This window comes from Gillisella vitis (assembly GCF_021559775.1).
Classification (GTDB): Bacteria; Pseudomonadota; Alphaproteobacteria; order Rhizobiales; family Rhizobiaceae; genus Allorhizobium; species Allorhizobium ampelinum.
The window spans coordinates 197,594-224,377 of sequence record NZ_CP056050.1 but is presented as its reverse complement, the minus strand read 5'-3'; the positions used below and the strand labels follow the sequence as shown (position 1 = coordinate 224,377).

The following is a 26,784-nucleotide window of genomic DNA, read 5'->3' as shown; positions in this document are numbered from 1 at the left end:
TATCAAAAATGCGGAGATGCCTGAGCATCCCCGCTTCTGGAAGTCAAAGCCGGATCGTCGGAGCGATCAGAACTCTTCCCAGCTGTCCGTCGATGGCGCTGCTGCAACACGGCTTTGCCCGCCGCCAAATGCCTTTGCGATCTTGCTGACCATGCCGCGTGCCGGCGAGTCTGCCGGCACCGAGCGTGCTGAAGCCGACGCCCACGGGCGACCGGAAACTGCCGTAACCGGGGCTGCCCGGCGCGGCGCGGGGTCCTGCCGCGAAACCGCGTGTTCATGGCCGAGCTGGAACTGGCTGATCAGTTCGCGCAGGCGGCCGGCTTCGTTGGCAAGCGTAGCGCCGGCCGCATTGGCTTCTTCCACCATCGCGGCATTCTGCTGCGTCACCTGGTCCATCTGGTTGACGGCCGTGTTGACCTCCGCCAGGCCGACCGACTGCTCGCGCGAGGATGTGGCGATCGCATCCATGTGCTGGTTGATGGTGACGATATAGGTCTCGATCTTGCGCAGCGCGTCGCCGGTTTCGCTAACCAGCTTGACTCCGGTCCCGACTTCCACCGATGACTTGCCGATCAGGTCCTTGATCTCCTTGGCGGCTTTGGCGGAACGCTGGGCAAGTTCGCGCACCTCTTGGGCGACGACAGCAAAACCCTTGCCTGCTTCGCCGGCCCGGGCTGCCTCGACGCCGGCGTTCAGCGCCAGAAGATTGGTCTGAAAGGCGATGTCGTCGATAACGCCGATGATGTTCGAGATCTGGCCCGACGACTGCTCAATGCGGCCCATCGCGTCGACGGCATTGGCAACGACAGCACCAGAATGGCGGGCGCTTTCATTGGCCTGGATGGCGACGGTACGGGCATCTTCGGTTCGCTTGGAGGAGCTCGCGACATTGACAGTGATCTGGTCGAGGGCGGCGGCTGTCTCCTCCAGTGAGGCGGCCTGCTGTTCTGTCCGCTTGGCCAGATCGTCGGCACTCTGACTGACTTCACGCGAGCCGCTGTCGATCGAGCTGGTGGCCTGCGCAAACGAAATGAGCGTGCCGCGCAACTGGCTGACGGCGGCATTGAAGTCGGCGCGCAGCGGTTCGAAGTCGGCCACGAATGCACGGTCGAGCTGGTATGTCAGGTCGCCCTCGGACAGATGCTTCAGGCCGGTAGCAAGGCCGCTGGTCGCTTCCGCCATGGCCTGCGAACGGCTGCGCTCTTGTTCGGCGCTGCGCTGACGCTGTTCCTCGCTGAGGCTGCGGTTTTCTTCCGCCTGCCGCTCCAGCTCGCGCGCCTTTAAGCTGTTTTCCTTGAACACGTCGACCGCGCGGGCCATTGCGCCAATTTCGTCGGGGCGACGACCGCCTTCGACACTGGCCGACAGATCGCCCGTGGCGAGCCGTGTCATCGTCCCGGTCAGCCGGGAAATCGCTCCACCCAGCGCACGGGCGAAGAATAGGAAACCGAACAGCGAGAGCAGCGACACCAGAACGGAAGCGCCAATCGAGTTCAGCGTCGACTGACGACCATCGGCAAGAATCGTCGTTGCATCGGTGGCAAGTTCAATGACGCCGAGCTTGGCGCCGCCAAAATTGTTGAAGGGAATAGCGTTGATGATCATGTCGCGGCCGTCGAGTGTAACGCCCGCCGTCACCGGCTTGCCATCGAGGGCCGCCCTGATCTGCTCTTCCGCAAGAATGCTCTTGTCCCCCTGCGTCGAAGCCTGGGTTTGCACCTTGCCTTCTACCAGCACGTCCACGGCAATTTCCGCGCCGAGGCGGTCGGCAATTGGGCCGAAGAAGGCGTTGCTGAGTTCTGTGCCCACGTCGATCGCACCGATGACCTTGCCGTCCCGGATCACGGGCGCTGTAGCGCTGGTATTGATGGCCGTGCGACCTTGTTCGATGCCAGCGGAGAGTTTACCGGTGTTTATCGCCGAAGCCACCGTCTGCCGTCTGCCGATAATCATGTCGCCGAATTTCGCAGGCGAATGCGACCGGGCCACGACCGTTCCGGTCACGTCAAGGAAAGTGAAGGTTTGCAAAGCGCCTTCCTTGGCAACCGCCGCCATGCCGGGCTGGTATTTGGTCAGCAGACCCTCGCGGTCGCCGTTTGCGATCATTTGTACCGTACCGGGATCATTGGCGACGGAGGAGGCAAGCGCTGCTGCCGATCTCGAAATGGCGGCCATTTCGGCCTGGATGACGGCGAGGTCGCTTGCGGTTTTGCTTTTTACCGCAGTGTCGTTCATCGTCGATTGCGCGTGCCAGGCAAGGCCGCCGATTGCAGCACTGGCAAACATAACCGCGGCAAACCCGTAACCAGTAATCTGAATCCATAATGGCCGCCTAACTGTGTGATCGCTCATTACTTTCTCCAAAGCATAAATAAGTCGTTTGGCCGGAACTATATTTTACATTCGTCAATTTTGAATAAATGGGCTGATTTTGCTGACGGTTTGGCGATTCACGTTTACCGACCACATGGAGGCGCAGCGCTCGCGCGGATCCCGAGCTGCTGGCGGTTCTAGTCGGTCCGGCTCCTTCGTCTCGCAAGCGGCGAATTTCGGCTGCATCGAACTTTGGCTTGTGCCCTTTTAGACACCCCTGCCCTTCGCGGCAGCGTCCCCCTCCATCTATTGCTCCGACCTGTGATCCAACGCTATGGCGTCGACAACCCCAGTACGGGGCGCGGAGCCATCAAGAGTTTGCTGCCACAAGGGCCGCACAACTTTCGGGATATTCTGGCAACGCATATCCTCAAGCAGACCGGGTCACGGGAGCACGCCAGCCATGCCTTCTAGGACACACCGGACGCCGTCAGCAGGAGAAGGCGGCACTTGCGGCAAAAATCCTGGATCAGGTTTGGGAAGCTACATAGCCCGTCAGATAAAGAGCTGATCCACATTGTCCATGTAGATGCGGAAACGATCTCCGCAGCAGCCGTCTTTGCCTTGAGCGGGTTGAACCTCGGACCCGCTCTTATCTATGAAGCTCAAAAACCTTAAGTGACTGATAGTAATATAAGTGCGGGTAGGCAACAGTATGGTTGAGCGTCAAGGGACTTTTCTGTGCTGAACGCAACTTCACACAGAATATGAATGTCTTGGCGGAATGTCGTAAATGGGGCCGGGAGCGGACAGTCAGCTGTAGGGACTTCCCACGCAGAAAGCAGCCCATAGCGCCCCTGTTCAGAAGTCACTGCCGAGGCGGGTGGAGGATCACCGCTGCAGGAAGTCGCTGAAGGAAATTTGTATGACGGGTCAGCAGACAGATACCTGGACCGTTGCAGCGTCCGTTCAACAATAGGCGGTTCAACCTCGTCACCGACGTAGGTGTTTTCCCAAGAAAGCTTAGTTATAATCGCAAAACTTTCGCGCAAAAATTGTTTTTCATTAGCAAATATCGTGCTAAACAGGCTCATGACCTCTCCTCGCGCGCTCAAAATTGATTTTGCGGAACCGGACTTGGCACCCGTCTCACGACGGGCGCACCATTCCCATGGATTTTCAGTCGAGTATGTGGAGCTGGGCAGCGCGGAACCGTACGAATTTAGAAGCCGTGGTGATAGCCATTATCTGGCACTGCACGACATCGCCCTTACGGACGGCGAGCTTCGCGTAGACAGCCTGCCGAGGCTTCATGTGCGGGATTTACGTGACACGATCACGTTCGTGCCCAAGGGCTGCGGCATTGAAGGCTGGAGTAAGCCTAAACCACGGGTCAACAGTTTTGTGGCGATGTATTTCGATCCTGAGGTGATCCACCAAGATCTCGGGAGCCGATATGCCAGACGCGATCTACCGCCGTTCGCCTATTCGCGCGATCCGCAACTGCGCGCGACGCTCAAAAAACTCGCAGCGCTCGTAAGGGCGCCTCAAGTCGATGAACTTCATGCCGAGAGCGTGTGCCTGGTGGCGTCGCTCGAAGTCTTTGGCGTCATGGCCGATAGGCAGGGGCGCCTGTCCGACCGACAGATCGCCTCGGTGACGGATTTTGTGGAGGGGCATCTTCACGAAACCATAGGATTGGCTGAGCTGGCCGCCGTCGCCGGGCTTAGCCGTTTTCATTTCTCTCGTGCCTTCAAGGCGACAACCGGGGAAAATCCCCATGCGTTCGTCCAAAGGCGGCGCATCTCGCGAGCTGTCAAACTACTGGAACAGGTTGAACTCCCTATCGACGCGATTGCGGGGGCAGTCGGGTACAAGGGCACACCACAGTTTCGAAGGGCGTTTCATGAGGTAATGGGTACCTCTCCGCTGAAATATCGTCTGCGACGTTAAAATAGATGGCGGGGGCCAACCAATGGGCAATGACTACACCGATGCGAACCTGACTGTCTGCGACCGGGAACCGATCACGCGACTCGATGAGATCCAGAACTTTGCGTTCCTCATCGCAATGTCGAACGACTGGACGATTGTTCGCGCATCCGAAAATTGCGAGAAGTTCTTTAAAGTTAAACCCCAGGAACTGCTCGGCACTCGCTTCGACCGATGGATCAGTGAGATCGCGCTCCACGACATTCGCAACCGGATGGCGATCCTGGCGTCAACGACAGGTGAGCGGATTTTCGACTTGAAGCTGGTGCAGGGATTGCCCAACGTCGATCTCTCGATCCACTTCCAGGGCGACCTGCTGATCATCGAAGGCGAACGGACACAGAAGGCCGAACGGGTGGAGGCGGCCTCGATGGTTCGTGCGATGGCTGCACGTCTCCTTAAATCACCAACGATCGCTAAGTTTCACCATGATACGGCTCGACAGGTGCTGGCGATCACAGGCTTTGATCGCGTCATGATCTATCAGTTCGACACCGAGGGCCATGGCGAAGTCATCGCGGAATCGGCACGCGCTGGAATGGGAAGCTTTCTCGGTCTCCATTATCCCGCATCTGACATCCCGCGTCAGGCTCGCGAACTTTACCTGCGCAACCCATTCCGCATTATAGCGGACGTCACGGCGCCAACGGTACCGCTCCTACCTCCCGCTGATGCTGTAACGCCACCGCTCGACTTATCGATGTCGATCACCCGCGCCGTGTCGCCAGTACACATCGAATATCTGCGCAACATGGGGATCGGTGCCTCGCTATCGATCTCGATCGTCGTCGAGGAAAAGCTTTGGGGTCTTATCGCATGCCACGCGAATGGGCCGCGCCTGCCAAGCTTTATCATGCGGACCGCTTCCGAGCTGTTCGGCGCGATGTATTCGATGATGCTCGAGAGCCGCCTGCGGCGCGGAAGTGAAGAGCATGAGCAACGCGCACGGGCTTTAGCTGATCGCGTCATCACCATGATCGCCGGCGACGAGACTTTGATGGAAAACGCGCAATGGCTGCAGGACATGACGCGCGACATGGTGGATTGCGATGGTGTCGCCATTTATCGTAGCGGTAAAGCCCATCTTCACGGCTCCACGCCGTCTGAAGAGAATGTCATCGCGCTCGCGCATCATCTGAACGCAGCATCGCCGAGCCGGGTCTTCACGACCGACGACCTGGCTTCCGTGCATGCGCCGTGCAGCGCAACGGCTGATCGCGCCGCCGGCATGATGTCGATCCCTATCTCACGTGTCCCACGCGACTATATTTTGTTGTTTCGCCGAGAGCGCATCAGCGAGATCAGGTGGGGCGGCGATCCCGCAAAGCTCTTGGAAGCCAGCACCGATGGTGAGCGTATGTCTCCCCGCAAGAGCTTTGCGGCATTCGCCCGACTGGTCCGTGGCAGGGCTCCCCGCTTTTGCGACCGCGACCAGCGCATCGGTGAAGCGATCAGACAGGCACTGATCGAAGTCATCTTGCGCTATTCGGACGGTGCCAGCGACGAGCGAAGGCGTGCATCCGAACGTCAGGAGGTGCTCATCGCAGAGCTCAATCACCGCGTTCGCAACATCCTCGCTCTGATCCGCAGCCTGGTGACAAAGACGAGCCAAGCTGCCGTCGATGTCACCAGCTATGTCGACTCGCTCAGTGGCCGGGTACAGGCGCTGGCGAGAGCGCATGACAGGATTACGCGTCAGAGCTGGGGCCCTGCTCCGCTGGCCGGGCTGTTCGAGGATGAAATTGCTGCACATGACAATGCGAGGGGCCGCCTCAGCTTGAAGGGCCCTAATGTTCTGCTCCAGGCGCAGGCGATCTCCACCGTAGCACTGGTCGTGCACGAACTCGTCACCAACAGTTGCAAGCATGGAGCGCTTTCCGCCGCAGGTCGTGTAGAGGTGACCGTCGAAGCAGTCGATGGCGAAGGCGTCTATATCAAGTGGAAGGAAATCGGCGGCCCGGCCGTGGTTGCCCCGACACGTCGCGGCTTCGGATCTGTCATTGTCGAACGAACAATCCCGTTCGATCTACAGGGCACAGCGGAGCTCCGCTTCCTGTTGGCAGGACTTGAAGCCGATTTCTTCATCCCGCATCATTATGTCTTCATCGCGGACGAGGACGAGACACCCGCTCCGACCACATTCAACACTGACGCCACCAAGAAGACCGACGTTACTCCTGCCCGACTCCTTCAAGGAACGCATGTCCTGCTGGTCGAGGACAATATGCTAATTGCGCTAGAGGCAGAGGACATGCTGCACGAACTGGGCGCCGTTCACGTGGCCCTCGCCTCGACGATTACCGAAGCTGAGCAGCTACTCGCAAAACATAGCTTTCAGTTCGCGATGCTGGACATCAACGTCGGTCGCGGAACGAGTTTCGATCTCGCGACGAAGCTTGGGGAAGCCGGCACGCCTTTCATTTTCGCGACGGGCTATGGCGATGAGTTGGCGATCGCAGGGCGTAAGGGGAGCGAGGTCATTATCCAAAAACCTTACGAGCGCGATCACCTTGCTCGCGCCGTGCAACAGGTGCTCACTAAACCCGTCGCATGAATTCGGCGGATTGTCGCATCACTGGTGCTAACTGGCCTGCCGCAGCCCAAGGGAACCACTCCGTTCCCTCGAACGATCTGGCGCCGCCAGTGCGGAACGATCGTGCCGGTAGATCTTGCGACCCGGCTTGTTGATGGTCGGCTTGACACTCGGCGCATCGCAAATGGCCGGATTCGTTCAAAGCTCGTATCGTGTGAGAGGGTCTGCGGCCGAGCGTAGTTGTAAAAGAGGTGGCGGAACGCCATGGCTTCAGCGCCAATCTCACCAAGGCGGCCGGATTGTAACCAGAAATGGTCAGATAGGGTTTTTGGCTCATGCGAGGATCCATGTGTTTCAGCCTCACCTCCGAACAAGCCTCCAATGATTACGCAGCGGGTGTCCGTCGTCGAATGATTTGAGACTTCCTCGGCTTTGGAAGAATGGAGTTTCCGGCTCGGTTTGCGCGTTGATTTAAGCTGCTTTCTTTTGGTGGTTCAAGCGGCGTTGTCTGATGGTGTCTCTTTTGATCTTTTCGCGTTCGAGCAGTATGGTCTGGCCGCGCCCGGAGTAGACGTCGGCTGGGGTAAGATTGTCGAGGCTTTCGTGATAGCGCCGATGGTTGTAGTGCTCGACAAAAGCCGCGATCTGAGCTTCGAGGTCCTCCTGGAAGAAGTAGTTTTCGAGCAGGATGCGGTTCTTCAGCGTCTGGTGCCAGCGTTCGATCTTGCCCTGCGTTTGCGGATGGCCGGGAGCGCCGTGGACCTGCCCGATCTTGTATTTCTCCAGCCATTCACCGAGATCGGAAGCAACGTAACACGGGCCGTTGTCGGACAGCAGGCGCGGCCGGTGTTCGACCTTGACCTTGTCGCATCCTGATGCCGCAAGCGCCAAGTCGAGCGTGTCGGTAACATCCTCGACTTTCATGCTGGTGCACAGCTTCCAGGCGATGATGTAGCGCGAGAAGTCGTCGAGGATGGTCGACAGGTAGAACCATCCCCAACCATGACCTTCAGATAGGTGAAGTCAGTTTGCCACATCTCGTTCGGGCGCGTGGTCTTGTCCTTGAACTCGTCGTTGGCCTTGATGACGATATAGGTGGGCGACGTTATCAGATCGTGGGCCTTGAGCAGGCGGTAGACCGAAGCCTCTGATACGAAATAGCTTTCCGTGTCGGTGAACTTCACGGCCAGTTCGCGCGGCGACAACTCGGCATGATCCAGCGCCATTTCGATGATACGGTCCCTGACATCGTCGGGAAGACGGTTCCATACCCGTGACGGGGCGGATGTCCGGTCTTCCAGCCCCTCGACGCCGTAGGTCAGGAAACGATCATACCAGCGGTAGAAGGTCGGCCGAGGAATGCCGAGCTTGTCGAGGGTCTGCTTGGCAGGCAGGTGGGATTCTTCCACGAGCCGGATAATCTCAAGCTTCTCGGTGGCGGGATATCTCATTCGTCGCCGCCCCCATCCCCGATCATGCTTTTTTTAAGCAGGCGGTTTTCCAGGGTGAGGTCGGCCAGAGCCTCCTTCAGGTCGCGGCTTTCACGGCGCAGTGCTTTCACCTCGTCAGTGGTTGCCGAACGGGCGGTGTCGCCCGCAAGCCGCTTCTTGCCAGCTTCGAGGAATTCCTTGGACCAGCTATAATACAGGCTCTCGGCAATCCCTTCACGTCGGCAGATTGCGGCAATGCTGTCCTCGCCACGAAGGCCTTCCAGCACGATGCGAATTTTCTCTTCCGACGAATGGTGCTTGCGCGTGGCGCGGCGGATGTCCTTGATCGTCTTCTCGGTCGTCGATGTCTGCGGCCCGGATTTTTGTCTCATCTTCGCTTCCTTTGAATGAGCTACGATGAGCCGAAAATCCTCTCTTCTCAATTAAGCCAGTTCTGTCTCATGGGCGCTGATGTCGGACAGTTTGCAGCGTCGTGCGGAGCTTCGAAGACGTTTCGTTGAAGTCGCTGCGCAGTCTTTCCAAGGCGGGCATGAAGGGTGAGCGGAGTTCCTGCGTCAGGTCACCGCCAGCCATAGCCTGGAGTGCGCTGGCCAGTTGCTCGACGCTGTTGACACGCTCAGACACGTCGGTCGCAAACTTGACCACCTTGAACACTTTGCCATTCATGTCGAAGATCGGGTTGTAGGACGCCTGGATGTGGACGCGCTTGCCCCCCTTGCCGAGACGCATGAACTCATCTGCAACGAATTCGCCGCCGGCGAGCCTTGCCCAGAAGCGGCGGTAATCCTCGCTCCTCGTGTAGCCCGGCTCGCAGAACATGGAATGATGCTTGCCCTGAACCTCAGAGAGTTGATAGCCAAGGGTCTGAAGGAAGTTCTCGTTTGCCGTCAGGATGTCCCCGCCGGGCGTGAACTCGATGACGGCCTGAGCCCTGGAGATCGCGTCGAGCTTTCTACTATCTTCGGCGGCTTTAAGTTTTTGTTCGGTGATATCTGTCGCGAATTTGACGACCTTATAGGGCCTGCCGCCCCTCGACACCGGATTGTAGGAAGCCTCGATCCAGACTTCCATGCCGCCTTTGCCGATACGCTTGTACTGGCGACGGTCAAATTCGCCGCGTCCCAGCCTTGCCCAAAAATCGATGTAATCGGAGCTGTTGACTTCGGTCGGATCGACGAAGATCTTGTGGTGCTTGCCCACGATTTCGGACAGCTGATATCCAAGCGCCCGACAGAAATTCTCGTTTGCGGTGATGATCGTACCATCGAGCTTAAACTCGATAATGGCCTGAGACTTGCTGAGGGCCTCAAGGACTGCCTTTGCGTCGGCGCCACCAAATCCTAACATCCCATTTACCCCAAAATGCTCCCCGTCGCTCGGCCGGACCATCCGCAAGCTCGCAGCAGCTAATGCTGATGCGAATTCTTGGGTAAAGATATTTACGCGATGTAAATATTCCATTAGACACGCAGAAATCTTGAGCAATAACGACAATTCTTGCGCTTTAACAATTCTAGTTTGTACTGTTGGCTGAGATTGGTATGTCTGATGCAATTTTGGGCTGGTAAATCGCAGAGATTGCTTCCCAGAGTCGAAAGACGATGCTAGCGCGCGACACGGCGAGCGGAGGCGTCAAAAGCGGTCACCGTACCTATTGTTGTCACGTGACCGGCGCGAGCCTTCTGACCGAGTGGCTGGCAGTTCCAGCGAGCAGACACAGACGTCGTAGCTAGGTGCCGGGCACCAGCAGGGACAGTACCGACGGCGTTGGCGAACAGGAAGGTTGCTTGTCCTGTCAGCGTATCTGCTGCATCTGGATTTCACCACCCCTTCTAGCTGCTTAGGGGAGGTGATTTTTTCAGTAGGGCAAGTCTTCCTTAGACGTCAACCTGCTCGATGAACATCGCCGTTCGCCGGACGTTCGCCATTAGGCTGCGCGTTGCCGCGCCGGCTGTTGGAAAGGCCTGTCGGCCATGGATGTATCCGGAAGCTCGAAGGCGGCCATTAGGTCTTGCAGTATTCTCGCTTCCGCTGCCAGCTCGAAGCTCGCGGCTGAGGTTTCCTCGACCATGGCCGTGTTTTGCTGCGTGAATTTGTCCAGTTGGTTGATCGCATGCGTGACCTCTGAAAGAGTCGTCGCCTGTTCAACTGTCGCAGATGCGATACCCTCCATGCTTTCGTTCATGGAAGAGATATGGGATACGATCGTCCCCAAGGTTGCTCCGGTCTTGTGGACGAGTTCGACGCCCGCTTTGACCTGGGTGCTCGACGTCTCGATGAGTCCGTTGATTTCCTTCGCGGCCTCGGCCGATCGCGTGGCGAGCGCGCGAACTTCCTGGGCGACGACGGCGAAGCCCTTTCCAGCCTCTCCCGCTCTAGCGGCTTCGACACCCGCGTTGAGTGCCAGAAGGCTCGTTTGAAACGCGATTTCGTTGATGACCTGCGTGATGCTCGAAATCTGGCCAGAGGAGTGTTCGATCTTCTCCATCGCTTGAATGGTCTCAGCCACGATGCAGCCCGATTTCGTCGCGCTTTCGTTGGCGGTTCTGGCGACCAGGCGTGCGTCGTCGAGTCGCTTGACTGAATGCCCCATGGTAGAAGCGATCTGATTGATAGAGGCAGTCGTCTTGACAAGCGCCGCGGCCTGCTCTTCGGTACGGTTCGACAGGGCCGCAGTGCTGTCTGCGATCTCGGTCGAACGGCTCAAAATGGAATGCGCCGCGGAGTTCACCGTATTCAGCGTGGCCGAAAGCTGCTCGGCTGCCGTATTAAGGTCGAGCCGTAGCTTGTCGAATTCCGGCGACAGCGGCTTGCCCAGCCTCATCTGCAGATTGCCGTGCGATATTGCGTGGAGACCATCGGCGATGCCGGAGATCGCTTGCTGAAGCCGCGCCATCGCGGCGGCTTCAGCCTCGTGAGTAAGCCTTTCGCGTGAAGCTTCCGCATGTTTGCGGTCTCGATCCGCTTGGATTTCCAGCGCCGTCTTCTCGATCGCCTCCTTGCGGAACACCTCGACCGCGGCGGCCATCAAGCCGATTTCGTCGGACCGATCGGCGAAAGGCACGCTTGCCTGAGTATTCCCTCCAGCGAGACGGGACATTGAGCCCGTGATGAGTTTCACTGGCCGCGCGACGCCGCGGATAACATATGCGGTCACACCGGCCAGGATCGTCAGCGCGATACCAAGTGCGAGCAGACTTCCGAACTGCACTGATCTGAACGTCTTGACGCCGTCTGTCTTCGAAGCGTGGGCACCCTCCTCGCTGAATGCGATCAGTTTGTCGAGCGACGCGTTGATGTCTTTTGCCAAGGTCGTCATGCCGTGGCCGAAAAGGTATCCGGCAAGGTCTTTAGACTTGCCGGAGGACATCTCCAGCATGTAGCCGCCTTTCTGAACGAAACTGTCCACGAGTGGAGGGATCGGCGCAAACGCCGCGCGCTCAACGTCTGAGGAGATGCGCTTCTCATAGACCTCCAGCGCATCACGCAGGTCGGCTTCCCGGGTTGCAGATATCTTGGCCAGCTCGTTCATTCGCTGGACGTTCGCTTCCACCGCATGCTGGCCGTAAACAATCCGCAGATCGTCCAAGGCGATCTTGACTTGCGCGGACAGTTTGCTGCGCGGGAGCCAACCGTCGGCGACGTCTGCCGTGCGCGCGTTGAGCCGATCCATGCCCGTTACCATGAAGGCGTACAGGCCCAAGACGACGATGCTGATCGTAACAAGAGAGAGGCTTACTGAGACTAGGATACTAGGGCGTCGCATGATGATTTACCTTTGAGGGAGGGTTTAAAGTGGTACATTTCAATGTCTGACGTCGCCCTGTCGCTAGTTTCGCCAGCTGTCGACGAGCGCGTCGTAGTCAACGGTGACCGGGCTTTGTTTTTCGTTCTGGATTTTCGGCTGCGGCGCGAGGTGGCCGTTCGCTACGGCGACCTGGTGCCAGTACTGGAGATCGCGCTGTTCTGACAGCACCGGACCGATGGCTCCCTGGATTTCGGCACGCTCAAGGCGCTGGAGGACACGTTCCTGGTTGGCGCATAGCGAATCCAATGCCTCCTGCGGGGTTTTCGTCCCCGCTGCTGCGTCGCCGATAGCCTGCCACCATAACTCAGATAGCTTCGGATAGTCGGGAACGTTGGTGCCGGTGGGCGACCACTGGACGCGGGCCGGCGAGCGGTAGAACTCGACGAGACCGCCGAGTTTGGAGGCCCTTTTCGTAAAGCTCGTGTCGTGTATCGTAGACTCGCGAATGAAGGTCAGGCCCATATGGCTTTTCTTGACGTCGACAGTTTTCGAAGTGACGAATTGGGCGTAAAGCCAAGCCGCTTTAGCTCGGTCCACGGGCGTGGATTTCAATAGCGTCCACGAGCCGACGTCTTGATAGCCGAGCTTCATCCCGTCCTTCCAGTAGACGCCATGCGGCGAAGGAGCGAAGCGCCATTTCGGGGTTCCGTCGCCTGTCACGACCGGAAGGCCGGGTTTGACCATATCCGCGGTGAAGGCGGTGTACATGAAGATCTGCTGCGCAATCTCGCCTTGCGCCGGAACCGGACCGGACTCGGAAAAGTTCATGCTGCCTGCCCTTGGAGGTGCGTAGGCCTTCATCCAGTCCAGATACTTCTGAATGGAATAGACTGCAGCCGGGCCGTTGGTGTCGCCGCCGCGGGCGACGCAGGAGCCGACCGGCTGGGACTTCTCGTTGACCTTGATGCCCCACTCGTCGACCGGAAGACCGTTCGGCAGGCCCTTGTCGCCATTGCCAGCCATCGACAGCCAGGCATCGGTGAAGCGCCAGCCGAGCGACGGGTCCTTCTTGCCGTAGTCCATGTGGCCATAGACCTTCTTGCCGTCGATCTCGCGGCCGGTGAAGAACTCGGCGATGTCCTCATAGGCGGACCAGTTGACGGGAACGCCGAGGTCGTAGCCGTATTTCGCCTTGAAGTCGGCCTTGTTCTTCTGGTCGTTGAACCAGTCGTACCGGAACCAGTAGAGGTTCGCGAACTGCTGGTCGGGTAGCTGATACAGGTCGCCGTCCGGTGCCGACGTGAACTTGAGGCCGATGTAGTCGTTCAGGTCCAGGTCCGGATTGGTGACGTCCCTGCCCTCGTCGCGCATGAACTTTGTAAGTGACCGGGCCTGTTGGTAGCGCCAGTGCGTGCCGATCAGATCCGAGTCGTTTACGTACGCATCGTAGGAACTTTCACCGGACTGCATCTGGGTCTGGAGCTTGTCCACGACGTCGCCTTCGCTCGTGAGCTCATGGTTGACCCGGATGCCGGTGATAGCCGTGAATGCCGGAGCGAGGACTTCCGACTCGTATTTATGCGTCGTCAGAGTCTCGGAAACGACGTTGATTTCCATTCCTTGATAAGGCCTCGCCGCTTCGATGAACCACTTCATCTCGTTCTCTTGATCAGCCCGAGATAGAACCGATAGCGAGCCAATCTCGGATGAGAGGAATTCGCGGGCTTCTTTCATGCCTGCGAATGTATGATGGGGCATGAGAAGGAAGAGACATACCGACGAGAACATTATTCTCAATGAACTACGGTCATTTCTATCCATAAGTTTATCTCTCCCCGGGCAGGCACTTCTTTTGATATCGTTTATGTCATTGTATGACTGTTGCATGATTTTCCGATGTTCCATTCTGATAATATTACCTTCTTTATTTCAGGCTTCGTTGCGATTTACTGTCTAAAAGACTCTGAAACCGCGTTGAGATGCGGCCTTAATCTAGAGATTGTCCGCGCGGCTGCAGCTATCTCCTCTCTCGGCAATCTGGCGCTTATTTCCTGCTGGAGGTCGACGGTCGATACGCGACTTCTCGCCATATCCAGTCCTTTCCTCGCATCGCTGACGACACTGAGAATGCTGAGATCGGTAAGGCGCTCTAACTCCGAAGGAAATGCGATTGCGAAGGGCGCGGCATGATCAGAAGACATGCCAGGAGGCATGTCTATCTCAGCGACCCACATTCCAACCCGCAGCTCGTTCAAACGCACTCGTTTTCTCATCGCCTTACTCTGCAAGCTGTTGTTATTATTAGAGACGGCGGACATTGCTCCGTTCCAGTCCGTTAACCATCTCATCGTCAAGCGATGGACAAAATGTTAACGCTACGGCTCGCTTCGCGTCAGGTATGTCTAATTTCGTAAAAATGATAGGAACTGATGCTAGCCGTCGCAGCGGGTCGTCGACGGCACTCGGCGGCAACTCAACTCGCGTGAATGGGTGTTCGTGAATTGGGGCGCGGCTGTCTTTTGTTTCGTCTCAACTCGACCTACGGTGGCACCGCCGAAGCTGCAGGGTGTGCGGCTAAGAAAAAGGTGCCGCGTTGAGCAGTTGCCCGATAGCCAACGCTAACGGATTCGTGTACCCGAACGCGTGGTTGGCAATCCATTGACCTAGCGCCGCAAGACGAATGGCAGCTACTCGGATAAACGCAGGGTTAGCGTATCCGCACGATGGGGACCCGAAGGCACCGGGTCCCTCAGTCAAGCGGCTGGTATTCAGGCCGTGATCGAGATACGTTTTGAAACGGTGCCCACGCACAACGTCCGAGCGACTATTGCTTGATGGAGGTGCTATTATAGGACGCTGGAGCTTGTAACGTGACGAGTTGTCCGCGTATTTCGGACAGGGTCGCTGCTTGGCGTCGAGTGCCGCGGCCGTTTCTTTGTCGACAACGCGGACCTCATGCCGCTCCCGCTTCTGGATAATGGTTCCTATCAGGGTTCGCGAAAGTTCAGCTGCGTCACCCTTGCTGAGTTTTCCCTGTGCGACCTTCCAGAGCAGCGCTATGGCGTCCGTGGTAAGTGTTTGACCTGCCATATTGGCATTGTTAATAGCGTCGTTCACAAGCCGCAATGGGTTGAACTGCGTTGTGGTAGCCATCATTACACTCGTTTTAGGCGGTGTGGACGGATTGCCGCAAGTTTAATTTCTGCGATTCCCAAATCAGTATTTGAATGATTCATGGGTTGCCGGTTTCAGAGGAGATCGGCGATGCTGACGAAGATGACAGAAGCGGACTGGGCGGTCGCACTTGAGGTTTTCCGCGCCTCGCTTCCGCGGCGGGGCGACAAGGGTCGAGATGACCGGCTGTTTTTGGAGGCCCTGCACTATTTCTCCGTCAACAATATCACCTGGCGCGGTCTGCCGGAGCGCTATGGACATTGGAACAGTGTCTGGAAGCGCTTTTCCCGATTGAGCAAGGCGGGTGTTTTTGAGATTTTCTTCGAGCACCTTGCCAGCCTGAGCACGTCGGCCGATCTGGTTCAGATGTTCGACAGCACCGTGGTGCGCCGCATGTTTCGGTAGCAGGAGCAAAAGGGGGCAATATGGCCAAGCGCTTGGCCGCTCGCGAGGCGGCTTCTCGACCAAAATCCACCTGAAGACCGATTTCGACGGACATCCCATCGCCTTTGATCTGACCGGGGGCGAGAAAGGTGACGCTCCGCACTTTCCAATCCTGCTTGGCCTTGGCCCCGATGTAGATCCCCGCGCCGCCATGGGCGACAAGGGCTATGACAGCAAGGCTAACCGCCAGGCCGCAAGAAGGCGGGGTGCGGTTCCCGTCATTCCTTATCGTTCAACGGCAAAATCAAAGCCGACGTTCTTTCCCAAAGCGCTCTATAAAGGTCGCGCCCGCATCGAGCAAGCAATCGGAAAACTCAAGCGCTTCAAGCGCGTTGCGCTACGATGCGAGAAGACCAAACAAAATTTCTCCTCCATCGTCGCAATCGCCGCAGGCTTCATCTTGATCAAATCCGTCCACACTGCCTAGGAGTTGATTTAATGCTTGCTGTAATGATCCAATGACTTTCCTTAGACAATATCATACTTCGATTTTACGTAGTACGTGCCGAAATATGATAGGACTCTCGCAATCTATACAAACATCGGTCTGATCGAGCGCCACAGCCTCGATCGCTTCTCACGCGCCGACCAATCGGTAGCCTGCCCGCCAAAAGCTTCTCGAACGAAGCGCTGTCGCTAGATACCCGTCGACGTCGTATGAGACTTACCGGTATGAGCTCGCAAGGCGCGCACTTACATATCAGCCGAATGGTTCCGGCTGCCGGGAATTCGGTTCAAGCCATAGGTCGGTTTGCCGCTTGCCGTCTCGCTGACGTGGCGAACGCTCTACAGTCTGGCAAAACCCGCAGGCCTCGGTCGTAGCTATGTACAGCTGCGGATAGTTGGCCGGGTCCGAAGGGGCGGGAATTGCGTGTTGATCATCAACACGCTCCACAGTTTGCCCGTCGTACTGTTGAGGTGTTTTCGCATTCACTATGATAATTTCGTTAAATGCATAGCTTCGATGATCGGCGGTTAGTGACGAATGGTTGCATTAGTGGTAAGTCACGGCTAGAGACCGCTTTCCTACTATCCCTCCGATCTGCTCGCTGTCGTGAGCGGCATTTTATCACGAGTTTTCGATGCCTGTCTTGAATTCTGTTGCGAACACGGTTCCGACAAGGTTTCGTTTCGATCTCCTAACCCACGATGATAACGACAGGTTACAGTCAGACAGTTTGTGCCCGGTTGGATTCACTTCTCTTGGTCGAGAGCCGGTCCGTCTCAAGTTCGGCGGGACTAAAATTCGAGATTTTTGTGTTTGGAAAACGGAGTCCGCGACAGGTTTCGAAGCCCGGCCGCGTGTTGTTTCGGATCTGGTGACTATCCGATTCCCTATAAGCGGCGGCTTGGCGCGTAAGGACGGTCGGGAAGAGGTCAACATCGACCGAGGACAGGGCGTTATCATACCTTTTCGGGATATGGAGTATGAGCGAACTTCCCGGAGCGCCAGTATGATAAGCTGTACAATCGCATCCGTAAGCATATTCCAGAAAATGCAGGCGCTGTACGGGGAGGAACGTAGCACGTTCGCATCCTTCGTACCCGTCGTCGACGTGAACATACCTCAGATCCGCATCTTCAGGACCGCGCTCCTCCGCTTGCACGACAACCTCCAGCAGCACGGAGACCATAATCCGCTGTCTTTTCCGATAGTCGAGGAACTGCTCGTCTTCCACCTGCTGTCCTGCTGGCCAACAACGGCGGCCGTGAGACCCACCGCCGACCAGGTAAACAACCGAGTGCTTCGAAACGCCCTCGATTACATAGAAGCGAACCTAGCAAGTCCGATAACCGTGTCCGAGATCGCGTTCGCCGCAGGGGTCAGCGTTCGCAGTTTGCAGATCGCTTTCAGGGAATCGAAAGGCATAACTCCGGTTCAGTACATTATCGAATGTCGACTTGACCGCGTCCACGATGCCCTCAAGCGAGGCTTCGCTCCAGGCTACATATCGCAGATCGCAAATGCCTGGGGTTTCCAGCATCACGCGGACTTTTCTCGAAGATACCGAAAGCGGTTTGGCGAAACTCCCAAACAAACACGGACGCGCTGACTGCGCTTCGAGCCGTACAGGCGTTGCATGTCGGATGGCCCAGCGCGGAGGCGATCCGAAGAGGCCACTCACACTTCAGCCGTGAATGTATAGTGGCCTGCCAGCAGTCCCAGCGACCTGCTATCCCGTTGCGGACTCTCCTCACCTCACAAGCGCGGGACGTTCCGGCCCTTACGAGCCGCCGGTCATCTCTTTTATCGATGTCGAAAATACAATTAACGCGCAGGTTTAATACCGAAAGCGAATAAAGGGGTCCAGCGCGCTGACAGGGCGTTTCCGTTAGCATTTTAGGCAGTGTGGACGGATTTGATCAAGATGAAGCCTGCGGCGATTGCGACGATGGAGGAGAAATTTTGTTTGGTCTTCTCGCATCGTAGCGCAACGCGCTTGAAGCGCTTGAGTTTTCCGATTGCTTGCTCGATGCGGGCGCGACCTTTGTAGAGCGCTTTGGGAAAGAACGTCGGCTTTGATTTTGCCGTTGAACGATAAGGAATGACGGGAACCGCACCCCGCCTTCTTGCGGCCTGGCGGTTAGCCTTGCTGTCATAGCCCTTGTCGCCCATGGCGGCGCGGGGATCTACATCGGGGCCAAGGCCAAGCAGGATTGGAAAGTGCGGAGCGTCACCTTTCTCGCCCCCGGTCAGATCAAAGGCGATGGGATGTCCGTCGAAATCGGTCTTCAGGTGGATTTTGGTCGAGAAGCCGCCTCGCGAGCGGCCAAGCGCTTGGCCATATTGCCCCCTTTTGCTCCTGCTACCGAAACATGCGCGCGCACCACGGTGCTGTCGAACATCTGAACCAGATCGGCCGACGTGCTCAGGCTGGCAAGGTGCTCGAAGAAAATCTCAAAAACACCCGCCTTGCTCAATCGGGAAAAGCGCTTCCAGACACTGTTCCAATGTCCATAGCGCTCCGGCAGACCGCGCCAGGTGATATTGTTGACGGAGAAATAGTGCAGGGCCTCCAAAAACAGCCGGTCATCTCGACCCTTGTCGCCCCGCCGCGGAAGCGAGGCGCGGAAAACCTCAAGTGCGACCGCCCAGTCCGCTTCTGTCATCTTCGTCAGCATCGCCGATCTCCTCTGAAACCGGCAACCCATGAATCATTCAAATACTGATTTGGGAATCGCAGAAATTAAACTTGCGGCAATCCGTCCACACCGCCTAGTACAACTTCATGAGCAATTTGACCGTCTGGTACATCAAGTATCTGATTTCAGTGCCGCGGGCTCCCGCGGCCCAGTGTGCAAGCGAGATGACTTTAGCGTTGCATCAACAACGGCGGGCAGCGCGCGCCGACTTAGAAAGATGACAATGGCACGAACCAGCATTAAGACGGCGCTCCCATCCTTGGTGATACTCGCGGGAATCGTCTTCCTAGCATTTTCGACATTCGCGGTGGGACAGATCTCTGCCATAAACTCCAATGTTGGCAGTATAGCGACAAACTGGCTGCCGAACGTGTCGTCAGCGAAGGAAATGAACGTCGCGCTCGGTGACCTTCGACTGGCTTACAGAAACTACATAATGGCCCAGTCTGAGGACCAGTTGCAGAAAGCCGACGGCGCTATTACGGCTGCGATCGCTGACTTCCGGAAGCAGGCTGACTTATACAGGAGCCTACCGATGACCTCTACGGACGAAGCGTTGATCGGTCGCGTGATAGATGTCTTCGACGGCTACGTGGTCACTGGATCAGGCATTACCGGATCCTTCAAATCCCGAGGCCTTTTAGCTTCCATCAACGCTGTCAGCACCGAGTTGGGACCCGTCGGTGACCGGATCGCCGAAGACCTCGACGCTCTCGTGGACTTCAACACCAAGGGCGCACAAGATGCTTATACTGCCAGCCAGGCATCATACAGCTGGACGGTGCAGACGAGCTATATCGCCATTGGCGTCTCGGTTCTCATAATGGGAGTCATCGTCTACTTCGCTTACTTCTGTGTCGCCCGGCCGATCGAGATCGTAAGGGATTCCATTGCGAACCTCGCTGCGGGCCAGACCGATCGCGCGATACCTTTCGCGGGAAGAAAGGACGAGATCGGTTCTATCGCCGAAGCCATCGAGACGTTCAGGAAGGGCGCCATTGAAAAGAAGCAGTTGGAGGAGACCGCAGCACGCCACCGCGCGCAGGCGGAAGCTGAGCGAGACCGTATGAAAGCGGAAACGGAAGCAGCTGCCAACGTACGCCTTGCTGAGGCGACTTCCGGGATTGCCGACGGCCTGCGCCGTCTTGCTGACGGCGACCTTTCGTTTCAGATCACCGAACCTTTCGCCGCGGAATTCGAAACACTTCGCAGCGATTTGAATTCGGCGGTGATGCGTCTCGGGAAAACCGTCGAGTCGGTCGCTCGTACCACGCACGCGCTGGATGGTGGTGCGCGTGAGATTGCGCAGAGCGCTGACGACCTCTCGAAGAGGACGGAGCAGCAGGCTGCCTGGTGTTGTCACGTTAAGTTTCCCATCCCGAGAATGGGTTGAGGTTCTCGGATTTTCAGGGGATGCAAGCCGCAATTTTCCATGCGTCGAAAGCTTCGAGGCGATGGTAGCGAATTGTTTGTGCGGCTCGGCGGCGGGATGGAACTGAAAAGCAATTCCGGGTAGCGGAGTGCATGGAGACGAACCGTTGCAATGCTCCCGTTGATCGGTGGCCCTGCATGGTTCGTTCCCTTTTTCGAAACGGCAGGTGGCTGTTTTCAGCCCGATTGTTGAGGCCTTTGTGTGACCAATGAACGAGGCGGGGTGCCACGTCCGCCTTTGCTGCGCCGTAGGAGCGCAATTTATCAGTGATGATACGTTTGGGAACAAAGCAATAGCGTTTCATCAACGCCACCAGCAGGCGCTTGGCCGCCTTTTTGTTGCGTCGCTTCTGCAAGATTTCTTCAAGAACAGTGCCATGCTGATCGACCGCACGCCAAAGCCAGAACTTCTCTCCAGCACATTTCACAACGGCTTCGTCCAGATGCCAAACATCGCCTGGGCGCGGCTGTCGCCGCCGCAAATTGCGAGCAATCTGGGGTCCGAACTTGGCGACCCAGCGGCGGACCGTCTCATAAGAAACGTCGACACCACGCTCAAGAAGCATTTCCTCAACTTCACGCAGGCTCAGATTAAACCGCAGGTAAAGCCAGACTGCATGAGCAATGATTTGCGCAGGAAAACGGTGACGCTTGAAACTGATATCGGATGTTTGCATCGTCGAAATCTACGACCAACCCGAAACGCAGCCAACTGTGAGCCGATTAACGTGACAACACCCGCCGGCCTGCTGAGCCGACATGCGGTTCAAAAAGAAATCGCCGCCTCGGAAGGCGGCGAAAGCGACGCGGACGAAGGAGCGTCCTTTATTGAATGATACCGGTCGTCTGCAGCCGCTTCGTCATCGCAATCGGGCTGACGAGCATTGCCGTCGAAGCCAGCGCCATCGACAGGCCGAGCTTCATTGGAAGAAGCAGCAACTGGTCGAGCAATGCTGTATCTGGATAGGCGCCTGCCGCGCTATCAATCGTCCGCTCGATCGGCCGGACGACCGCCTTGGCGGCATCTTGTACTTCCGTGCTGACCGGTTCAATACCGGGAATGCCTGTGGGGATCGGTTCACCAAGCTTCAGGTCTGACATGGTCGCGTCCTTTCGCGGTTGACGATCCATAAGTGCTGCAGCGAACAAAGGTTCCGTGCAGCATCGACCTCCAGGCGGTTCATCTGCCATCAGAGACATCACGTCACTCCAGATCGAGGGACTGCTTCAGTTCATCGATCCGTTTTGACGCTTCCGCCTTGGTTAGATCCTCGGCACAGGCATCGGGCTGATGCGCCTGCTCCGACAAGGTCTTCAGATAGGAGCGTTGGGCGCCGGTCATCGGCTCATCGCCGCTGACCCAGTCGTCCGGGTCTTTCTGCGTGTTGGAAGAGGTATCGGTTTTCGGGTTGTCACTCATAACGATCTCCTGAATTCGTTCTGCAAACGTTCTTGGCTGGTTGACGGTTCCGGTTTGTGCTTGATCGGCGTAAGGAACTCGGCTGCCGGCCCTTCGTTTTGCTCGCGAATTCGCAAATGGAGGAGAAGACGATTGCCGATCATTGCCACCGCCGCCTGGTCTATCCCGAAAAAGGTGGCCGACAGGTTTGCTCAGGAAGGAAGTGGTCTTAGCCGCTATGCTCGGTGTTCGACGGGGTGGAGATCAATTCGACCTTCTACCGTCGACACAAGGCATCGACCTTCGCACGGTGGGCTGAGTCCGTCCCGGACAGCTTTCGGTTCGCGGTCAAGATTCCTAAGGAGATTACCCACACGCGGACGATGAAAGACATCGCCGAGCCGTTCGACACGTTCCTTGAGGATATTGCACCGCTCGGAGAAAAACGCGGGCCGCTGCTCTGCCAGTTGCCGCCGTTGCTGGCTTTCGGATGCTGAGGTGCTCGAAACCGCATTCAAAACAGTACGGAATGCCGATGACGGACCGATTGTCATCGAGGTTCGGCACAAGGGCTGGGCATCGGCCGAGGCGTTGGAATTGCTGAAGAACTTCGCGATCGATCGGGTTCTCGCTGATCCGGCGCCGGTATGGCCGGTGGAAGATTTCGACACGCCGCCGAAATACGTCCGTCTTCATGGCAAACCAAAAATCTACTACTCGAGCTACACTGATAAGGAGATCAGATCGTTCTCGAAACTGCTGGCAGCGCCACAGCTGGTGCGTGTTCGACAATACCGCATCAGGGGCCGCGATCGATAACGCGCTGACAATGCTCGAACTGCGCTGAAGCTTACCCCTCTTTCTCCGCGAGCTGCGACAAAGCAGCATCCCGCGCGGTCTGTCGGCCGGAGTGGGCGGAGCGCCAGAGTGCTCCACCCTCTCTGATCAAGCGGCTTCCCAAGCCTGGTTCAAGATCTTTGCCGCGAGCGCCGCCTTGTCCTGCGGCAGGAAGCGGCCGTAATGCTGCTGCACGACATCCGGGGTATCCTGGATCGCATAGCTCGCCTGCTCGTAGGATCCCGTCTGCTTCAGGATGTGCGTCGCGAGAATATCCCGAAGGTTATGCGGCCCATGTGGCAGCAGGCCCTTGATCGCACCGCGACCGGTATAGGGATTGTAGATGCCATAGCGCTGGATGATCGTCCTCCAGGCCTCGTAGAACTTTGTCGAGTCATAAGCTGCATCGTAGCTCGTCGTCTTCACGGTCTTGACGAAGAACGTTCCGGGGTCCTTGGCACTGCCGAGCAACACACCGCGATGCCGATCGATATAGACCTCGAGGTATTTGTAGAGGTCAAGCAGATCAGGAAGGATCAGCCGGAACGGTTTTTGCCCGAAGAAGGACGAGCCGGAATTCTTGAAGGCAACAGAGGGGATCAGCACCTCCCAGCCATCCTTCCGGTCGCTCCATCGCAGTTCTCCACATTTCATGTCTTCCAGCCGGCGTTCGGACGTCGGAAAATGCCCACGCGGGCAAAGCCGAAGCTGGCGTAGGTTCTTCTGCCGAAGGCCCAGATGCAGTCCGAGCCGAAGCATCAGGAAGGAGCGAACGGCTTCGGCGGCCGGGCGCGGATAACGATCCCGGTCCGGCATGCGCTTCAGGATTTCGTCGGTGATCTTGCGATACTCCGCCAGCGGACTGTCGGATTCCAGGATCACCATGATCGGTTCGAACGGATCGCGATGGACGCGCATCACCCGCTGCACCTCCTTCGAGCGATTGGCGGCATGGCGGTGAAACGCATCGCAGGCGCCGTTCCAGTCACGTGCGGCGAATTCGATTTCCTCAGGTGCGATCAGGCCTTCGATCGGCCTGACATTTTTCAGAAGCTCAGGGTGCTGCCGGATCCATCCCACCTCTGCCCGGGTAAGAGCCTGCGCGACCATCAGCATGTCCTCTTCCCATTTGGTGTAGAATCCACGCCGCTGCTCAAGCCATTGCAGATACCAGTCCCAGACGCCAGGAAAGATCAGCAGGCCGAAAGTCAACTGGCTGAGCGGGACGCCGCGACCCTTGACGATGCCGGTAGGCGAAGCAGCGAGCGCGCCGAACATCAGTCCGAGGTGCTCCACCTTCTGCGACGCCGACTCTTCACCCCAGACGCCGTTGCGCTGGAAACCGATCGCCGTCAGCGTCGAAGTCTTGAATCGGATCAGGTCGGCCATCTCCATCGCCAGCCGCGGCGGCGCATCGACCACACCGGACAGCAGGTCCGGGTCTTCGAATGAATCGTCCACACCGCTGCTTGCGCCAGACGTCAGAAAGGGCGATCGGGGAGACAACGTTCCTCCGCCATAGGTGACCCCCGGAAAGCGGATGGCATACCGTTGTTTGCTCGCCGCCGCCTGATAGCGGTGATAATCGGTCGAGCCGGAAATGATCACCCGCCGCACCCAGTCGAGGATTTCCTCGCGCTTCGAGAACGGCAGGCTGCCGAAGTCGTCGGGCAGATGCCAGGCCAGTCTCCGCCGTTCGGCCGGATTGATGTCACCGAGATCGTGACCGTGCAGCGATCGGGATTGGTGCGGCAGCTTCTCTTTAAAGTAGCCTTGTCTTAGTTGGTAGCGACGCTCGATACGCGACAGGATGTCGAAGCTGGCAATGGATCTCGGCGCCCGTTCACCCTGAACCCAGGACAACAGGGTCTTGTCGTCAAAGGTCTCACCGAGGCGAACAATGGCGCGATAGAGCTGCCAGCAACTGTCGCCGAACCGGCGCATGTGGTAGACGAGCGCGTCGCGGAAGGTTTCCGGATCGTCCGCTGCCTCGAACAGCGGTGGTGGAAATTCCTGGATCGGCTTGGGCTGTGGCCCTCTTTGCGCTGAGGCAGGTTGAACCGGAGTTCCGTCGCTGCCCGTTCGTTGCGGCTTGCGTGTGGACGATGTGGTCGATGTGGGCGCGCGCATGCCGGGCTTGGCCGCTTTGCTTTTCGGTTTTGACGGTCGAACGTCTTCCAAAGCCGCCGGCGCGCCGAGCCAGCGGATGATGGCGTCGAGGCCGGGACGGAGCTGCTTTTTCAGCTCCGTGGTCAGGTCCTCTTCGATCCCGCAGGCATCCGCAATGGCCGCCCAGTGGATGCGGCCATTCAGCAAGGGCGGTGACTTGCGATAAATGATCAGGCTGACGAGGTAGGGCTTGATATTCTCTAAGGTCCGTTTGGATGTGGCCGGTGCAATGCGCACCTCACAGAATTCCGAGATTTTTCGTTGAAACTGACTTGAGGCAATATCTTGTTTTGGCATGCTAATATTCCTTCTCGGCCCCAATGCCGAGGGCGAGCCGAAATAGAAGCTCTCGTTTAACAAAGGATGTAACGTCCAGAGCGAACAGGTACTCAGGTGACGCATGTCTTAAAGGCCCAGTGAAGCATCTATACGCATGGGCCAGCCTTCGAACAAAGCGGTATGCCTAACTGGAAATATTGTCAGCTTCGTGCTACATAAAGCTAAATTCTGTAGCGCGAAGGGACCACATGCCCACTCCCCATCAACCATCGGCAGCTGTCAGGCGGGCTTTGCGAAAGCTTGGTGCGGATATCCAGGATGCTCGCCGCCGCCGTAAGTTGCCGATGGCAGTCGTGGCAGAGCGAGCCTTTACCTCTCGCTCCACGCTACAAAAGATCGAGGCGGGCGACACGAATGTCAGCATCGGAATCTATGCGGGCGTCCTTCAAGCTCTCGGTCTCCTCGACGGGCTGACCCAGCTTGCTGACATCAGCAACGACAGTGTCGGCCAGGCGCTTGCCAGTGCGGATCTGCCGAAGCGTGTTCGCCTGAAGCCCGCGTCGGGATCGTCTCGCGATGACTGACTTCGAGGCTCATATCGACCTTGCTGGAGAGACTCGTAGAATTGGTCTTGCGAGGAGCAATCGCATCCGCGGCTCCGAGACCATACTGTTCGAGTATGACGATGCCTGGCTGAAGGATCCTGATCGCTTCTCGCTGGAACCCGCGCTTGCATTGACCCGTGGGGCCTTCGCTCCGCCGGCAGGATTGGCGACGTTCGGATCGATCGGCGACTCCGCCCCCGACACCTGGGGACGACGGCTCATGCAGCGCGCCGAGCGTCGCAGTGCGGAACGCGAGGCGCGAGCTGTTCGCACCCTCGCCGAAAGCGACTACCTGCTGGGCGTCGCCGACGAAACCCGTCTCGGCGCGCTTCGATTCCGGTGGGTCGGGGAGGAGGTCTTCCAGGCTCCGATCCAGACCGGCGTTCCGGCCGTCATCGAGCTTGGTCGGCTTCTGCAGATTACTGAGCGCATTTTGCGTGACGAAGAGACTGACGAGGACCTCCAGCTCATTTTCGCTCCCGGTTCGTCACTGGGCGGCGCTCGACCGAAAGCATCTGTCATCGATCAGCATGGCCATCTTTCCATCGCCAAGTTTCCAAAAGAGACCGACGAGTACAGCATGGAGACCTGGGAGGAGATCGCCCTCCGACTCGCCGACCAGGCCGGCATCGCCACTCCGCAACACCAGCTTATCGAAGTGGCCGGAAAAGCCGTCATGTTGTCTCGTCGCTTCGACCGCAACGGCGCCATCCGCGTTCCATTTCTGTCAGCGATGGCAATGATGGGCGCCAGGGATGGCGAGCGCGGCAGTTATCCGGAAATTGTCGATGCGCTCGCCGAGCACGGGGCGCAAGGGAAGAGCGACGCCCATGCTCTTTATCGGCGCGTGGTCTTCAACGTGCTGATCTCCAATGTTGATGATCACCTGCGCAACCACGGATTCTTATGGTTGGGGAAAGCTGGCTGGTCGCTGTCGCCGGCCTACGATCTCAATCCTGTTCCAACCGATCTCAAGGCACGGGTGCTGACCACCAATATCGACCTTGACGAAGGCACGTGCTCGCTTGATCTTCTGGAAGCTGCATCGGGATATTTTGCGCTCACGCTGGCTCAGGCACGCGTCATTATCAAAGAGGTCGCAACCGTTACCTCTACTTGGCGAGATACGGCCAAGGCGATCGGCGCGCGGAATAGCGAAGTCAATCGCATGGCCAGCGCCTTCGAGCACGAGGACCTACAGCGAGCGCTTGCTTAGTTTTATTATGTAAGTGCAGCGAGCAGGCATGGAATTCTCGGTTTCGGCA

The 26,784-nt window shown here is 57.6% G+C and carries 16 protein-coding genes and 5 pseudogenes; 10 read left to right on the top strand and 11 right to left on the bottom strand.

Annotated elements, in window-relative coordinates:
- Positions 1-66: 66 nt before the first annotated feature.
- Positions 67-2,352, bottom strand: coding sequence for a methyl-accepting chemotaxis protein (locus tag AVCG78_RS25240; protein ID WP_071203747.1), 2,286 nt, complete (start codon positions 2,350-2,352; stop codon positions 67-69).
- Positions 2,353-2,628: 276 nt separating this feature from the next.
- On the opposite strand from AVCG78_RS25240, the pseudogene AVCG78_RS27410 reads away from it, so the two are divergent.
- The 3 genes and pseudogenes from AVCG78_RS27410 to AVCG78_RS25230 form a co-directional block, all read left to right on the top strand.
- A pseudogene (locus AVCG78_RS27410) lies at positions 2,629-2,864 on the top strand (hypothetical protein); the annotation flags it as partial.
- Between the two features lie 541 nt (positions 2,865-3,405).
- A complete protein-coding gene (locus AVCG78_RS25235; RefSeq protein WP_139191369.1) occupies positions 3,406-4,266 on the top strand; it encodes an AraC family transcriptional regulator in 861 nt (286 codons plus the stop codon).
- A gap of 22 nt (positions 4,267-4,288) precedes the next feature.
- Positions 4,289-6,859 carry an HWE histidine kinase domain-containing protein gene (locus AVCG78_RS25230; protein WP_071203745.1) on the top strand — a complete coding sequence of 857 codons (2,571 nt, stop codon included), beginning with the start codon at positions 4,289-4,291 and terminating at the stop codon, positions 6,857-6,859.
- 450 nt (positions 6,860-7,309) lie between these two features.
- On the opposite strand, the pseudogene AVCG78_RS25225 reads toward AVCG78_RS25230, so the two are convergent.
- The 4 genes and pseudogenes from AVCG78_RS25225 to AVCG78_RS25210 all read right to left on the bottom strand — a co-directional run bounded on the left by AVCG78_RS25225 (position 7,310) and on the right by AVCG78_RS25210 (position 13,825).
- Positions 7,310-8,660 (bottom strand): annotated as a pseudogene (locus tag AVCG78_RS25225) (IS3 family transposase).
- Positions 8,661-8,745: 85 nt separating this feature from the next.
- Positions 8,746-9,636: pseudogene (locus AVCG78_RS25220) on the bottom strand (PAS domain S-box protein); the annotation flags it as partial.
- A 580-nt stretch (positions 9,637-10,216) separates the two neighbouring features.
- On the bottom strand, positions 10,217-11,962 hold the full coding sequence (locus AVCG78_RS25215; protein ID WP_409065504.1) for a HAMP domain-containing methyl-accepting chemotaxis protein: 1,746 nt from the start codon (positions 11,960-11,962) through the stop codon (positions 10,217-10,219).
- Between the two features lie 156 nt (positions 11,963-12,118).
- A complete protein-coding gene (locus AVCG78_RS25210; RefSeq protein ID WP_049777466.1) occupies positions 12,119-13,825 on the bottom strand; it encodes an ABC transporter substrate-binding protein in 1,707 nt (568 codons plus the stop codon).
- 1,476 nt (positions 13,826-15,301) lie between these two features.
- On the opposite strand from AVCG78_RS25210, the gene AVCG78_RS25205 reads away from it, so the two are divergent.
- The 3 genes from AVCG78_RS25205 (at position 15,302) to AVCG78_RS25195 (ending at position 17,709) form a co-directional block, all read left to right on the top strand.
- Positions 15,302-15,616, top strand: a complete 315-nt coding sequence (locus AVCG78_RS25205; protein ID WP_197434965.1) for a transposase — start codon at positions 15,302-15,304, stop codon at positions 15,614-15,616.
- Entirely contained in the window at positions 15,567-16,082 is a 516-nt protein-coding gene (locus AVCG78_RS25200) for an IS5 family transposase (RefSeq protein ID WP_148213984.1), read from the top strand. Before AVCG78_RS25205 ends, AVCG78_RS25200 begins: the two co-directional genes overlap by 50 nt.
- Before the next feature lie 655 nt (positions 16,083-16,737).
- Positions 16,738-17,709, top strand: coding sequence for a helix-turn-helix transcriptional regulator (locus AVCG78_RS25195; protein WP_012650509.1), 972 nt, complete (start codon positions 16,738-16,740; stop codon positions 17,707-17,709).
- 287 nt (positions 17,710-17,996) lie between these two features.
- Here AVCG78_RS25195 and AVCG78_RS25190 read toward each other — a convergent pair.
- Positions 17,997-18,410 (bottom strand): annotated as a pseudogene (locus AVCG78_RS25190) (transposase); the annotation flags it as partial.
- Positions 18,389-18,778, bottom strand: coding sequence for a transposase (locus AVCG78_RS25185; RefSeq protein ID WP_156583139.1), 390 nt, complete (start codon positions 18,776-18,778; stop codon positions 18,389-18,391). The pseudogene AVCG78_RS25190 and the gene AVCG78_RS25185, both read right to left, overlap by 22 nt.
- A 28-nt stretch (positions 18,779-18,806) precedes the next feature.
- On the opposite strand from AVCG78_RS25185, the gene AVCG78_RS25180 reads away from it, so the two are divergent.
- Positions 18,807-20,192: a methyl-accepting chemotaxis protein gene (locus AVCG78_RS25180; RefSeq protein WP_322267446.1), complete on the top strand. Its 1,386-nt coding sequence runs from the start codon at positions 18,807-18,809 to the stop codon at positions 20,190-20,192.
- A gap of 13 nt (positions 20,193-20,205) precedes the next feature.
- On the opposite strand, the gene AVCG78_RS25175 is transcribed toward AVCG78_RS25180, so the two are convergent.
- The 3 genes from AVCG78_RS25175 to AVCG78_RS25165 all read right to left on the bottom strand — a co-directional run bounded on the left by AVCG78_RS25175 (position 20,206) and on the right by AVCG78_RS25165 (position 21,650).
- Complete coding sequence (locus AVCG78_RS25175) at positions 20,206-20,907, bottom strand: IS6 family transposase (RefSeq protein WP_071202394.1); 702 nt, start codon at positions 20,905-20,907, stop codon at positions 20,206-20,208.
- Positions 20,908-21,055: 148 nt separating this feature from the next.
- Positions 21,056-21,331: a hypothetical protein gene (locus tag AVCG78_RS25170; protein ID WP_139191523.1), complete on the bottom strand. Its 276-nt coding sequence runs from the start codon at positions 21,329-21,331 to the stop codon at positions 21,056-21,058.
- A 103-nt stretch (positions 21,332-21,434) separates the two neighbouring features.
- Positions 21,435-21,650 carry a DUF3072 domain-containing protein gene (locus AVCG78_RS25165; RefSeq protein ID WP_071202306.1) on the bottom strand — a complete coding sequence of 72 codons (216 nt, stop codon included), beginning with the start codon at positions 21,648-21,650 and terminating at the stop codon, positions 21,435-21,437.
- Between the two features lie 132 nt (positions 21,651-21,782).
- Between AVCG78_RS25165 and AVCG78_RS25160 the strand changes: the two are divergent.
- Positions 21,783-22,476, top strand: a pseudogene (locus AVCG78_RS25160) (DUF72 domain-containing protein).
- A gap of 98 nt (positions 22,477-22,574) precedes the next feature.
- Here the strand turns inward: AVCG78_RS25160 and AVCG78_RS25155 are convergent.
- Positions 22,575-24,932, bottom strand: a complete 2,358-nt coding sequence (locus AVCG78_RS25155) for a hypothetical protein (RefSeq protein WP_012650505.1) — start codon at positions 24,930-24,932, stop codon at positions 22,575-22,577.
- Between the two features lie 230 nt (positions 24,933-25,162).
- Between AVCG78_RS25155 and AVCG78_RS25150 the strand changes: the two genes are divergently transcribed.
- Both AVCG78_RS25150 and AVCG78_RS25145 read left to right on the top strand, forming a co-directional pair.
- On the top strand, positions 25,163-25,498 hold the full coding sequence (locus AVCG78_RS25150) for a helix-turn-helix domain-containing protein (RefSeq protein WP_012650504.1): 336 nt from the start codon (positions 25,163-25,165) through the stop codon (positions 25,496-25,498).
- Positions 25,491-26,735, top strand: coding sequence for a type II toxin-antitoxin system HipA family toxin (locus AVCG78_RS25145; RefSeq protein ID WP_012650503.1), 1,245 nt, complete (start codon positions 25,491-25,493; stop codon positions 26,733-26,735). The genes AVCG78_RS25150 and AVCG78_RS25145 overlap by 8 nt, the downstream gene beginning before the upstream one ends.
- Positions 26,736-26,784: the final 49 nt, after the last annotated feature.

Coding starts and splice junctions, on each gene's coding strand:
- AVCG78_RS25240 (WP_071203747.1), bottom strand. CDS start 2,352: ATGAGCGATCACACAGTTAGGCGGCCATTATGGATTCAGATTACTGGT.
- AVCG78_RS25235 (WP_139191369.1), top strand. CDS start 3,406: ATGACCTCTCCTCGCGCGCTCAAAATTGATTTTGCGGAACCGGACTTG.
- AVCG78_RS25230 (WP_071203745.1), top strand. CDS start 4,289: ATGGGCAATGACTACACCGATGCGAACCTGACTGTCTGCGACCGGGAA.
- AVCG78_RS25215 (WP_409065504.1), bottom strand. CDS start 11,962: ATGGATCGGCTCAACGCGCGCACGGCAGACGTCGCCGACGGTTGGCTC.
- AVCG78_RS25210 (WP_049777466.1), bottom strand. CDS start 13,825: ATGTTCTCGTCGGTATGTCTCTTCCTTCTCATGCCCCATCATACATTC.
- AVCG78_RS25205 (WP_197434965.1), top strand. CDS start 15,302: ATGCTGACGAAGATGACAGAAGCGGACTGGGCGGTCGCACTTGAGGTT.
- AVCG78_RS25195 (WP_012650509.1), top strand. CDS start 16,738: ATGCCTGTCTTGAATTCTGTTGCGAACACGGTTCCGACAAGGTTTCGT.
- AVCG78_RS25185 (WP_156583139.1), bottom strand. CDS start 18,778: ATGCTGACGAAGATGACAGAAGCGGACTGGGCGGTCGCACTTGAGGTT.
- AVCG78_RS25180 (WP_322267446.1), top strand. CDS start 18,807: ATGAATCATTCAAATACTGATTTGGGAATCGCAGAAATTAAACTTGCG.
- AVCG78_RS25175 (WP_071202394.1), bottom strand. CDS start 20,907: ATGCAAACATCCGATATCAGTTTCAAGCGTCACCGTTTTCCTGCGCAA.
- AVCG78_RS25170 (WP_139191523.1), bottom strand. CDS start 21,331: ATGTCAGACCTGAAGCTTGGTGAACCGATCCCCACAGGCATTCCCGGT.
- AVCG78_RS25165 (WP_071202306.1), bottom strand. CDS start 21,650: ATGAGTGACAACCCGAAAACCGATACCTCTTCCAACACGCAGAAAGAC.
- AVCG78_RS25155 (WP_012650505.1), bottom strand. CDS start 24,932: ATGCCAAAACAAGATATTGCCTCAAGTCAGTTTCAACGAAAAATCTCG.
- AVCG78_RS25150 (WP_012650504.1), top strand. CDS start 25,163: ATGCCCACTCCCCATCAACCATCGGCAGCTGTCAGGCGGGCTTTGCGA.
- AVCG78_RS25145 (WP_012650503.1), top strand. CDS start 25,491: ATGACTGACTTCGAGGCTCATATCGACCTTGCTGGAGAGACTCGTAGA.